At 41.3% G+C, this 11,722-nt stretch carries 12 protein-coding genes; 9 read left to right on the top strand and 3 right to left on the bottom strand.

The window, feature by feature from the left end; genetic code table 11:
* The first annotated feature begins 64 nt into the window (after window positions 1-64).
* The 9 genes from hisD to rph are packed head-to-tail and all read left to right on the top strand — an operon-like array spanning window position 65 to window position 7,742.
* Window positions 65-1,348, top strand: a complete 1,284-nt coding sequence (gene hisD, locus K217_RS0101515) for a histidinol dehydrogenase (RefSeq protein ID WP_029551375.1) — start codon at window positions 65-67, stop codon at window positions 1,346-1,348.
* On the top strand, window positions 1,345-1,896 hold the full coding sequence (locus K217_RS0101510; protein ID WP_029551374.1) for a hypothetical protein: 552 nt from the start codon (window positions 1,345-1,347) through the stop codon (window positions 1,894-1,896). The genes hisD and K217_RS0101510 overlap by 4 nt, the downstream gene beginning before the upstream one ends.
* On the top strand, window positions 1,896-2,702 hold the full coding sequence (gene lgt, locus K217_RS0101505) for a prolipoprotein diacylglyceryl transferase (protein WP_029551373.1): 807 nt from the start codon (window positions 1,896-1,898) through the stop codon (window positions 2,700-2,702). The genes K217_RS0101510 and lgt overlap by 1 nt, the downstream gene beginning before the upstream one ends.
* A complete protein-coding gene (locus K217_RS0101500; protein ID WP_029551372.1) occupies window positions 2,677-2,913 on the top strand; it encodes a hypothetical protein in 237 nt (78 codons plus the stop codon). The genes lgt and K217_RS0101500 overlap by 26 nt, the downstream gene beginning before the upstream one ends.
* Before the next feature lie 19 nt (window positions 2,914-2,932).
* The gene (gene hemE / locus K217_RS0101495; RefSeq protein WP_029551371.1) at window positions 2,933-3,934 is read left to right on the top strand and encodes a uroporphyrinogen decarboxylase; all 1,002 of its coding nucleotides are present in this window, start codon (window positions 2,933-2,935) and stop codon (window positions 3,932-3,934) included.
* Complete coding sequence (locus K217_RS0101490; RefSeq protein WP_029551370.1) at window positions 3,931-5,049, top strand: tRNA (guanine(10)-N(2))-dimethyltransferase; 1,119 nt, start codon at window positions 3,931-3,933, stop codon at window positions 5,047-5,049. The genes hemE and K217_RS0101490 overlap by 4 nt, the downstream gene beginning before the upstream one ends.
* A 14-nt stretch (window positions 5,050-5,063) precedes the next feature.
* Window positions 5,064-5,519, top strand: coding sequence for a DUF1122 family protein (locus tag K217_RS0101485; protein WP_029551369.1), 456 nt, complete (start codon window positions 5,064-5,066; stop codon window positions 5,517-5,519).
* 40 nt (window positions 5,520-5,559) lie between these two features.
* Window positions 5,560-6,981: a F0F1 ATP synthase subunit beta gene (gene atpD, locus K217_RS0101480; protein ID WP_029551368.1), complete on the top strand. Its 1,422-nt coding sequence runs from the start codon at window positions 5,560-5,562 to the stop codon at window positions 6,979-6,981.
* Window positions 6,978-7,742, top strand: coding sequence for a ribonuclease PH (rph, locus tag K217_RS0101475; protein WP_029551367.1), 765 nt, complete (start codon window positions 6,978-6,980; stop codon window positions 7,740-7,742). The genes atpD and rph overlap by 4 nt, the downstream gene beginning before the upstream one ends.
* Before the next feature lie 153 nt (window positions 7,743-7,895).
* On the opposite strand, the gene K217_RS0101470 is transcribed toward rph, so the two are convergent.
* The 3 genes from K217_RS0101470 to K217_RS0101460 are packed head-to-tail and all read right to left on the bottom strand — an operon-like array spanning window position 7,896 to window position 11,712.
* Entirely contained in the window at window positions 7,896-9,008 is a 1,113-nt protein-coding gene (locus tag K217_RS0101470) for a glycosyltransferase family 4 protein (RefSeq protein WP_029551366.1), read from the bottom strand.
* On the bottom strand, window positions 8,993-10,417 hold the full coding sequence (locus K217_RS07755) for a hypothetical protein (protein WP_029551365.1): 1,425 nt from the start codon (window positions 10,415-10,417) through the stop codon (window positions 8,993-8,995). The genes K217_RS0101470 and K217_RS07755 overlap by 16 nt, the downstream gene beginning before the upstream one ends.
* Window positions 10,417-11,712 (bottom strand): nucleotide sugar dehydrogenase, encoded by a 1,296-nt coding sequence (locus tag K217_RS0101460; protein ID WP_029551364.1) that lies wholly within the window; start codon window positions 11,710-11,712, stop codon window positions 10,417-10,419. Before K217_RS0101460 ends, K217_RS07755 begins: the two co-directional genes overlap by 1 nt.
* Between the last annotated feature and the right edge of the window lie 10 nt (window positions 11,713-11,722).

The raw sequence follows: 11,722 nt of genomic DNA, 5'->3' as shown, positions 1-11,722 counted from the left end.
CTACCTCCTAAGATTGTGGATGAACTATTATTATATTGGAAAAAATCTATTAAGATATTAGCTTATGCACATAGAGGACCTTAGGAATATCGCTTGGAAGTTTAACAGCAGGCTTAAGTTTGTAATGTCCCGAGGAGAAATCATTACCGAAGAATACGAGCCTGTTGTAAAAGAGATAATAAAGAAGGTTAAAGAGGAAGGCAACAAAGCACTTTTGGAATTCACCAAAAAGTTTGACGGGGAAGAGCTAAAAGAAGAAGACTTGGAAGTGCCATACGAAGAGCTTGAAAAAGCTTACGAGGAGATTGAGCCTGAAGTTAGGCAAGCTTTGGAGATTGCCCACGAAAGAATAAAGAGATTTCACGAAAAGCAGTTGGAAAACTCCTTTATAACAGAGGAAGAAGGCATACTTATTGGGATGAGAGTTATTCCTTTGGAGAGGGTGGGTTTGTATGTGCCGGGGGGAAAGGCGGTCTATCCATCTACCGTTCTTATGAATGCTGTGCCTGCGGTGGTAGCTGGAGTGAAGGAGATCATTATGGTATCTCCCAAGCCTAACAAATACACCTTAGCTGCAGGGTTTATAGCTGGCGTAAGCAGAGTTTTTAGAGTGGGAGGGGCGCAAGCCATAGCAGCCCTTGCTTATGGGACAGAAAGTTTGCCAAAGGTTGATAAGATTGTGGGTCCGGGCAACATATACGTTACCATTGCCAAAAAACTGCTTTTTGGTGTGGTGGATATAGACATGATCGCTGGACCTTCTGAGGTGCTCGTGATCTCCGATGGAACGGTAGATCCTAAGTGGATAGCTTGGGATTTGCTGTCTCAGGCAGAACACGACGAGCTGGCTGGAGCATTTTTGATTACTACAGATGAAAAGCATGCAGTCCAAGTTGTGGAAAAGCTAAAACAGATCATGGAGGACTTTCCAAGAAAGGACATAGCTCAAAAGTCCATAGGAAGGTTTGGGACGGTGTTTTTGGTGGAGGACCTTGATCAAGCCTGCGAAGTAGCCAACTATATAGCACCCGAGCATTTGGAGCTTATGGTAAAAGATCCCTTCTCTCTTTTACCTAAAATAAAACATGCGGGAGCTGTGTTTTTGGGTGCCTACAGCACCGAACCTTTGGGAGACTACCTTTTGGGACCAAACCACACACTTCCGACAGGGCGCACCGCAAGATTTTTTTCTCCCCTTGGTGTCTATGACTTTGTCAAAAGAAGCTCTTTTATGTATGTTTCTAAGGAAGGGTTTGAGAAACTAGCAGATCATGCCCAGCATATAGCCAAGGCAGAGGGCTTAATCGCACACTACGAAGCGGTGCGCATCAGAAAAGAATTACCATGAAAGTCTATTTATCCATGGCTCTGTGCTTTGTCCTTTCCTGCGCTCCCATGGTCTGCAGAATGGACCCAACTGTTGTGCTGAACTACTCAGAAGATAAAGCGCCAAAAAGATATTCAAGCTTTATATATGTATCCTACGGAGCATTGAAGATACCTTTTAAACTGGAAAAGGACAACAGCAAATATACCATTCAAGGTCCAAAAATCCCCAGCCTGTCCTTTGACAAAAAGGGCCTTTGTGCTAATAGTGTATGCTTTGATCTACCCTTTGGACCGGACGGAATAATCTTTGGTGCGCTACTGACTGGCGAAGAAAAGGTTTCCTGCTCTTCTGAAGGAGTAATCCTAAGTAGAGAAGTGGGGGATTATATGATAAGGCATTACTTTAAAGATGGAGATCTAAGTAAGGTGGAAATACTGGACAGGAAAAAGGAAAGGCTTATAACTTTGAACTACGGCATTAGAACTAAAGAAGGCTATTACAAAAGGGTGAAGGTAAGCATTGAAGACCTTAGCTTTACAATAAACATAGAGGAGGTTAGCTTTTAATGTTTCCCGTTTTGTTTGAAGTCTTTGGGATAAAGATATACACCTACGGCGTTTTGGTAGCAATGGGAGTATTTTTGGCTTATTTTCTGCTTTTGAGATTAGGGAAAAAGGAAGGGCTGAACGTCAATCATATAGAAAATACTTTGCTTTTGGCTTTGATCTTTGGCATAGTTATCTCAAGAATAACCTACATTATGGAACATCCGGAGCAAATAAAGAGCATAGCCGATGTCTTTGCCATATGGCAGGGAGGTCTTACCTTCTTTGGGGGTTTAATAGGGGGCATTGTGGGTGTTTTAATAGGCACATACAAATACAAACTTCCCATCTGGAAGATAGCAGACCTAAGCGTAATAGCGGTAGCAATAGCTCATAGCATAGGAAGGCTTGGTTGCACCTCTGCGGGCTGTTGTTATGGCAAACCCTTTTTGGCAGAAAACATAAATCCGGGCATACACTTTTCAGATAAGTTTCCCTTTTTCTACGTGGTATTTCCAGAAGGTGCGGTTGCACCACCATATATGCCCCTTTATCCCACACAGCTTATGGAATTCTTAGGACTGCTTGTTATATTTTTCATACTGCTTCTTTTCAGCAAGCGAAAGCCCTTTGACGGCTTTTTGTTTGCACTTTACATGCTACTTTATGGAGCTCTGAGGTTTTTCCTGGAATTCTACAGAGGCGTCACTCCACCCATACAGCCCATAGGACTTACTTGGAATCAGATAGTGTCAATTTTCATGGCGTTGAGCTCCCTAATACTAATGGTAGTGCTCAAGTATGAAAGAAAAGCTAAGAAAGCTTGAAGAGCTCCTTACTGACCCCTTCAATCCTGAAAAAGCATTGTCTGAGCTTCAGCAAATTTTAGATGAGCTCCCCAAGCTTGAAAAGGAGGATCTGGAAGAGCTTCATAAAGAACTTCCTAAGATTAAAAGGCTTGTAGAGAAAAACTTTGTCATAGCCCTTGGTTGGTTGGAGGAGCTTCCAAAAAGGCTAAGGTTTGAAAGGAAGGTATAAGATTAAATAAAATAAAAAGATGCTTCTTTTAAAGAGTCTTGAGGGCGAAAAGATAGAGAGGTTTCCTGTCTGGCTTATGCGTCAAGCGGGCAGATATATGCCCCAATACCGTCAGCTAAGGGAAAAGGAGAAGGACTTTTTAAGTTTTTGCAAAAACGTAGATCTTGCGGTAAAGGTGTCTTTGCTCCCTTTAGAACTTCTTGGAGTTGATGCAATAATCATATTTTCCGATATCTTGGTGCCTTTGGAACCTATGGGTATATTGGTAAGATTTGAAGAGGGTGAAGGTCCAAAGCTGGAGTGGGACCAAAGGGTAGATGGGCTTAAAAGGATAACAAGCAAAGATACGGAGTTTGTGAATGAGATAGTCAAAGGTGTTAAAGCAGTGCAAAAAGAAGTGCCAGTCATAGGCTTTTGTGGAGGTCCTTGGACTTTGTTTGTCTATACGGTGGAAGGAAAAGGTAATACAGACTTCAAAAAGGCAAAGCTATTTATGTGGCAAAGGGAAGAGGAGTATCGTAAATTTCTGAGCTTGCTGTCTGATAATTTGGTGGAATACCTTAAGGGACAGGTAAAAGCAGGTGCGGATTTGGTGCAAGTCTTTGACAGCTGGCTTATGCACATACCTTACGAAAACCTTAAAGACTATGCCCTCCTTTTGAAGGACTTTTTCCAAAGATTAAAGCAAGAACTAAAGGTTCCGGTGATATACTTTTATAGAGGGTCAGGGGAGTATTTGGAAATTCTAAAGGGACTGCCTGTTTCCGCCTTTTCAGTGGATTGGACCGTAGATATGCTTGGATGGATGGAGAGGGATGCAAGAACTTTTCAGGGCAATCTTGATCCATCGGTGCTATACTGCGAAGAGGAAGTATTGCAAAGAAAGGTTGTGGAGCTTTTGAAAAAAATTCCAAGAAGGACAAAATACATATTTAACTTAGGCCATGGGCTTTCTCCAGATATGGAGCTCAGTAAGGTAAAGCTTGTTGTAGATACGGTTAAAAAACACAGATTAGCATGATAAGAGAAGGGAAAGCCATAGTGAATGTTCAAGTGCCTGAAGTAGTCTCTTCAGACATGCCGGTTTTTTACAACCCGGCTATGGTCATAAACAGGGACATGAGCCTTCTGATAGTAAATGCGATGGAGGGGGAAAATCTGGTAGTATGCGATCCTATGGGTGCCAGTGGGATAAGGGCCTTGAGGTTTCTCTTAGAAGTACCCACAGTTTCTAAGGTTATATACAACGACATAAGTCAAAGGGCTGTGGAAAACTTTAAGGAGAACTTAAGGTTAAACCAAATAGACCCAAGCAAGGTGGATATATACTCAGAAGATGCTTCACTACTTCTGAGACGCCTCAGAAACTGTGATTATGTGGATATTGACCCATACGGTTCTTCAATTCCTTTTTTAGATTCTGCGGTATTCCCAGTAAAAAGGGGAGGCATACTTTCCGTTACCGCTACAGATACTTCCGTGCTTTCTGGGACATATCCTAACACTTGCATAAGAAGGTATGCCAGCAAACCCCTTTTGGACTGTGAATTCTACCATGAAGTGGGCATAAGAATCCTTATAAAAAAGATCGTAGAAGAAGGGGCAAAGCACGATTACGCCTTCAGACCCATCTTTTCCTACTCCTACAAGCATCACTTTAAGGTATTCTTAATGAAGGATATCGGAGCAAAAAGGACAGATCAGATAGTTAAAAACATTGGCTATCTCCTTTACTGCGATAAGTGCCTTTATAGGGAAAGTGTATCCATTGAGAGCATAAGGAGTTCCTGTCCTTTTTGCGGTAATAGACTTTTGATAGCTGGTCCTTTGTGGGTAGGTGAGCTTTGGGATGAGGACTTTTTACAAAGGGTTTGGGCTCTTAGGGGTAGTGTGGAACTTTCTCAAGAAACGATCAAAGTGTTAAAAACCATAAAGGAAGAGTCTAAAATAAAGTCCGTAGGATTTTACACTCTTTCTGCCTTGGCAAAGGCTTTTAAAATACCAAACCTTCCACCAAAGAACAAGATCCTAAGACTTTTTGAAGGAAAGCAAACCCACTTTAAACCCGAAGGCTTTAGGACTTCCATCAGCCACGAAGAACTTCTAAGGAGAATTCAAAATATCCTAACTCGGTAGTTAAAATATATATCGTGAGTTGTTTTGAGTATATCAAAGAAACTCTAAAAAATGGAATAGCTCTCCCTCAGGGCACATTGGTTTTGGTGTCTGTAACAGGAGGGAGGTTTGCAGAAGAGGAAAACTACACCATAAACTTAAACGAAAGGCGCCTTCTGTTTGCCAAAGCCTTCTATGGAAGAAAACCATACTACAAGGAATGGATAGAGCTCTTTCATATAGAAGAAGAATTTTTTGGCAGTCCTGCAGAGGATGTTTTGCTTTCTCTTATCAGTGAATGCTACAGAAGGCTCTTTGTTGAATACTACAACGATCCACAAACTCTTAAGGAACTAAAAGTAGGGATTCCGCCCGAGCAAACAAGGCTGGGAAGCAAGCTGAGGAGATTGGGATACACTTTCTTCAGAGATTGGTATTATCCGGAGGGGTGGATGGAAGGGGGATACAAACTGCAAGCAGAGAAGTCCTGAAATACCTTTTTGTGGTAAAATAAAAACTCAGGAGGGAAAAATGAAAGGAAGGATAGTTCAAGTAATAGGAGCTGTTGTGGACGTAGAATTTTCTGGAAAGGATCTGCCCCCAGTAAGGCATGGTTTAAAAACCATAAGGCGGTTTATAGACGACAGGGGCAATTGGACTCAAGAAGAACTGTTCCTTGAAGTTGCACAGCACATAGGAGAAAGCAGGGTTAGAAGCATAGCCTTAGGTCCTACCGATGGTTTGGTTAGAGGACAGGAGGTGGAATACTTGGGAGGACCCATCAAGGTGCCGGTAGGTAGAGCTACCCTTGGAAGGATATTCAACGTGGTGGGTAAGCCCATAGACGAAGCGGGACCTGTAAATGCGGAAGAGTATTGGCCCATGTTTAGAGAACCACCACCACTTGAAGAGCAATCTACAAAGGTAGAGATCCTGGAAACTGGTATAAAAGTAATAGACCTTCTGGAGCCTTACGTGAAAGGTGGAAAGGTAGGACTCTTTGGTGGTGCTGGAGTTGGAAAGACGGTCCTAATGCAAGAGCTTATACACAACATTGCCAAGTTCCACAAAGGTTTTTCTGTGGTTATAGGCGTGGGCGAAAGGACGAGGGAAGGAAATGACCTTTGGCACGAAATGAAAGAGTCAGGCGTTCTTCCCTATACGGTGATGGTTTATGGACAGATGAACGAGCCTCCGGGTGTTAGGTTTAGAGTTGCACAAACTGGCATAACCATGGCAGAATACTTCAGGGATGTAGAAGGTCAGGACGTGCTCGTTTTCATAGACAATATATTCCGCTTTGTGCAAGCAGGGTCTGAGGTCTCCACACTGCTTGGAAGGCTTCCTTCTGCAGTAGGATATCAACCCACACTAAACACAGACGTGGGTGAAGTGCAGGAGAGGATAACATCCACAAAGAAAGGTTCTCTGACTTCCATACAGGCGGTTTATGTGCCTGCAGACGACATAACGGATCCAGCACCCTATTCGGTCTTTGCACACTTGGATGCAACCACGGTGCTTGCAAGAAGGTTGGCAGAGCTTGGTATATATCCTGCGGTTGATCCACTGGAATCCACATCCAAATATTTAGCACCGGAGTTTGTAGGAACGGAACACTACGAAACTGCGATGGAAGTAAAGAGGATTTTACAAAGATACAAAGAGCTTCAGGAAATAATAGCCATACTTGGAATGGAGGAGCTATCTGAGGAGGACAAGGCAATTGTCAATAGGGCAAGGAGAATTCAAAGGTTCTTGGCTCAGCCTTTCCACGTAGCAGAGCAATTTACTGGCATGCCCGGAAAGTACGTAAGACTTGAGGACAACATAAGAAGCTTTAAAGAAATACTAAGTGGTAAGTATGATCATCTGCCTGAGATGGCGTTCTACATGGTTGGTACCATAGAGGAAGTGGTCGAAAAAGCTAAGGCTATGGGAGCTAAGGTTTGAGAAAGGACGGAAGAAAGCCCAACGAACTAAGGGTTGTAAGAATTCAAAGGGATTATCTTAAATACCCTGAAGGGTCTGTTTTGGTAGAGTTTGGAAATACAAAGGTTATATGCGCTGTCTCTGTTCAGGACGGTGTTCCTCCTTTTTTAAAGGGCAAAGGGCAGGGGTGGATAACTGCTGAATACTCTATGCTTCCGAGGGCTGGACAGACGAGAAACATAAGAGAATCGGTATCGGGAAGGATTGGGGGTAGGACGCACGAAATACAACGCATGATCGGCAGAGCTATGCGCACTGCCTTGGATCTTACAAAGGTTGGAGAAAGAACCTTCTGGATAGACTGCGATGTTTTACAAGCGGACGGCGGAACGAGAACTGCCTCAATAACTGGTGCCTTTGTTGCACTTGCGGATGCGGTGATAAAGCTATACAACGAAGGAATTTTAAACTCTACCCCCATAAAAAACTTTGTAGCGGCGGTGAGCGTGGGTATAGTGGGAGATGAAGTTTTTTTGGATCTTAACTTTGAGGAAGATTCAGAAGCTAAGGTTGATATGAACTTGGTAGCAACGGACGATGGCAAAATATCCGAAATTCAGGCAATGGGTGAGGAATACACCTTTACAAAAGAGCAGTTTGAAAAGATGTTTGCTTTAGCTATGGGTGGTATAAAACAGCTTATAGAGCTTCAAAAGAGATTTTTTGAGATCAGAGGAAACCTTTGGCTTAAGACCAACATAAAAGAAGCAAGGTTGGAATAGATTTCCCCTATGCATGGACGAACTTAATGGTTAAGAAGTTCTATGGATTTAGGGCACCTTTTAGCAGTTATAAACTGGGCTGATCAAAACACTAAAAGCAATAGAGGAAATCCTTGTAAACCTAAAGGCAGAAGCGGTATTCCTCTACTTCTATCAAACAACTAACTCAATCAGCTTGAGGTATTTTTCAACTATAAGTTTTACATCATACCTTTCCAAAATCATCTGCCTGCCTTTCATCCCCATAGACTTTCTCTTATCTTCTTCAAGCTCAACCATCCTTTTCATAGCCTCGTAAAGACTTTCCCAATTTCTCGGTTCAACCAAAAAGCCATTAAACTCATCAATACACACTTCCCTGCACCCAACACTGTCCGTGGTGATTATGGGCTTTCCCATAGCCATAGCTTCCAACAAAACCCTTGGAATCCCTTCTCTGTAGTAAGAAGGCAAAACTACGCAATCTGCAAGGCAGTAAAAGGGCCTGACATCTTTTTGAAAGCCTATCCAATTAACCAAACCCTTATCTAACCAGCTCTTTAACTCCTCCCTTTTGATAGATCGAGGATTTCCCTCATCCACATCACCGACCAAATAAAGTTCAACTTTTGGATTTTCAGATTTTAACCTCTCAAAAGCTTTCACGAGTTCCAAAAGTCCCTTATCCTTTAGAAATCTTCCAACATAAAGGAAGGTAAATTTTTCTTTTTTGTTTTCTTCGCAAAAAGAAGGAGAAAAGTAATCAATATCCACACCAGAGCTTTTTATTAGGTGTGCCTTTCTATCAGTTAAACCTTTTAGCTCTTCAAAGTCATCCTTATTTTGGAAAACTACAATTTTATTGACTCTAAAAGCTATTTTGTATAATAGCTTTACTAAGTTTGTAAGCCATGTTTTACTTATGAACACATACCCTAAACCAGTGACTACGCTTATAGATGGAATGCCCAGAATACCACCTGCAATGGAGCTGTAGATATTTGGCTTTATGGTAAAGTTTATTATCAAATGTGGTTTTAGTGTTTTGTATAGTCTTAAATATTCAAAAAGAAGCAAAAGGTCTTTAAAAGGATTTTTACCTTTACGGTCAAGATTTTTTATTGGGTAAAACTCAAACTCTTTCGCCAAAAAGGACGCATACTCACTTTCGTTTGGAGATACCGCTACTACACGAAATCCTTTGTTTTTTAACTCTCTCATCAAATGCAGTCTAAAGTTGTAAAGGCTAAATGCCGTGTTAGAGGAAAATACTATGATTTTTTCCACCTTTTAAAAACCTCTGTAAGAAATACGCTATAGCTTAAAGCGGAAAGAAACATAACATAGCCGTATCTTTTTCTTACAATGGGACCTACGTTGGGTTCTGCTACTGTGTGAAACCATATAAAACCAAGAGAGATTAAAAGTATAATCCAGAGCCAAGGTTTCCCTCTATGCTTCCAAAGGGCAAAGGGCAAAAGTATCCAGGCTATGTAAAGATAAACAGCTTCAAAGGGGGTTATGTATCTGGCAATAGTTCCACCCGTGGTAGAGCCCTTTGTAAACCAAAAACTTGGGAAAGGGGAAAACAATCCTACAACAAAAGCTCTTGGTGTATATTCTATAAAATCCCAAACACTGTAAAATCTTAAATCTTCATCAATAGCTCCCATATGTCCAGAAAGATGTTTAGGCCAAACTTCGTTTCTCCAGTAAGCTAACTGGTAAAAAAGGTATTCCACTTTATCTGGTATCCAAGGGTTCCAAAACCATTGCAGTTGTTGTAGTTGTTGTGGTTGTTGTGGTGGTGGTTGTTGTAGTTGTTGTGGTTGTTGTGGTTGTGGTGGTTGTGGTTGTGGTGGTTGTGGTTGTTGTGGTTGTGGTGGTTGTGGTTGTGGTGGTTGTGGTTGTGGTGGTTGTAAAAAGTCAAAGAAAAGAAAAATTAAAAATACTACTGACAGAGTTTTTAAGTATTGTAAGGTTTTTTCTTTGTTTTTCTTTATAAGTTGAAAAATTATGATAGCAAAGACCACTAAAACTGTAAAGCTGTGGAAATAAAAAAAGATCTTTACAGCGTATTCCCTACCGACGATAAAAAACGATAGACCGCTCAAAATTCCAAAGAATACTACAAGTAAATTATGGAAGGTTTTTTGCGAAAATGCTAAGGCAATTGCAAGAAAAGTAGAGTAGATTCCCAAAATATAAAGACCATCCTTGTGAATTTGAGAAACCCAGGTAAGGGATGTAGGGGAAACTACAAATAAAGCGGAAAAAATCAGAGCATACTTTTTTGGAACTTCGAAAAGCGTAAGTAGATAAAAAAGCATTACTCCCGCACTGGCATGTAAAAATGCATTGTAAAACAACATAACCCAAGGTTTGTGTATCCCAGTCAATGCATAAAACAGGGCAGTTATCCCTATCATAGATTGATAATAAGGTGGTGGTTTTAAACTCCAAACATCCCATCCTTCAAGCTCTATTTTCTTTGCCAATTCTACTGCTTCTGAATGAAAGAATATCCAATCTCCACCAACCATTAGACCATCCTTCCAATGGGCAGAAGGAAAAAGCACGGGCAAAACAAAGAATTGAACTAAAAAACCAACAAACAGGGAGTAAAGGTAAAACACCACCCATACTATCAAAAAATCAATAGACTTTAACTTACCCTCCATCAATTTAGACCACATCAAAGCCTCCAGTATATAAAACCCATTTTTTGGGCTTCTTCTCTATCAAAGACCCCCTTCACATCAAAAAGTATGGGCGGATCGTTGCAAAGCTTTCTTAGAGTTTCTAAATTAAACTTCTCTAAAAATATTTTATGTCTAACTGCAAACAGTATGGCATCGTATGGTGTATGAAGCGAAAAGTCTTCTTCAAGATCTACACCATACTCTTCCTTCACCTCCTCTTTGTTAGCTACCGGATCGTATAGGATCGTGGTTACTTGAAAATCCTTAAGCTCCTTTAAAATTTCAAACACTTTGCTGTTTCTTACATCTGGCACATTCTCCTTAAAAGAAGCTCCAAGCACCAAAACTCTGGCACCTTTTACTTTTTTCCCAGTCTTAATAAGGTATTTTACAAGCTCGTGAGCTATATAGATTGGTATAAATTCATTTATTCTTCTTCCTGCCAGTATGAGCTCTGGCACATAGCCAACTTCTAAGGATTTGTGAGCAAGATAGTATGGATCTACTGGTATGCAATGACCTCCCACCAATCCAGGTTCAAACTTCAAAAAGTTCCATTTTGTTCCAGCTGCCTTTAGCACCTCTTTTGTGTCAAGCCCAAGCCGGTGAAATATAAGGGCAAGCTCGTTTATCAAGGCTATATTTATATCCCTTTGAATATTTTCTATAACCTTTGCCGCTTCTGCGGTTCTTATATCTGGGGCTTTATAAACGCCAGCCTTAATTATCTTTCCGTATACCTCGGCTATAAGCTCAAGGGTTTCGGGAGTATCACCGGCTACCACTTTTACGATTTTTTCTAATGTATGCTCTTTGTCTCCGGGATTGACCCTCTCAGGAGAGTATCCTACAAAGAAATCTTTCTTCCACTTAAGACCGCTTTCCTTTTCCAATATTGGCACACACACCTCCTCTGTAGCTCCGGGATAAACAGTGGACTCGTATACCACCACACTACCAGGCTTCATATGCCTACCCACGGTTTCTGAAGCAGACTTGAGAAAAGAAAGGTCTGGATTTTTTAGCTTATCCACAGGTGTAGGCACAGCCACGATAATGAAATTGCACTCTCCAATGCGAGATGGGTCGCTTGTAAATTCTAAGTTTTCCTGAGTTAAATCCTCTGCATCTTCCACTTCACCCGTTCTATCCACACCGCTTAAAAGCTCCTCTATCCTCTTTTTGTTTATGTCAAAACCAATTACTCTAAAATGTCTTGCTAAACTTACAGCCAAAGGAAGCCCCACATACCCAAGTCCTACTACGCAGATTTTTAGCTTTTTAAACATAGCACACCCT

It is taken from the genome of Thermocrinis jamiesonii, from assembly GCF_000702425.1.
Lineage (GTDB): Bacteria > Aquificota > Aquificia > Aquificales > Aquificaceae > Thermocrinis > Thermocrinis jamiesonii.
Note: the sequence above shows the minus strand (reverse complement) of the source record. Positions and strands in the feature narration are given on the sequence as shown.